This window comes from Algoriphagus formosus, assembly GCF_002807035.1.
GTDB classification, from domain to species: domain Bacteria; phylum Bacteroidota; class Bacteroidia; order Cytophagales; family Cyclobacteriaceae; genus Algoriphagus; species Algoriphagus formosus.
Map to the genome: position 1 here is coordinate 1 of NZ_NIUC01000017.1, position 233 is coordinate 233.

Here is a 233-nt window from a genome sequence, read left to right on the forward strand (position 1 = left end):
CGACCACCCCAGTCAAACTACCCACCAAGCAATGTCTCCCGAGACGGGATTAGATACCAGACAAACAAAGGGTGGTATTTCAACGGTGACTCCACAACGCCTGGCGACGCCGCTTCACAGTCTCCCACCTATCCTACACATCGTTTGCCCAGTACCAATGCTAAGCTGCAGTAAAGGTTCATGGGGTCTTTCCGTCCCGTTGCGGGTACGCGGCATCTTCACCGCGACTACAA

The 233-nt window shown here is 54.5% G+C and carries 1 rRNA gene; it reads right to left on the reverse strand.

Annotated elements, in window-relative coordinates:
* Positions 1–233: ribosomal RNA gene (locus tag CDH51_RS19995) — 23S ribosomal RNA — on the reverse strand; the annotation flags it as partial.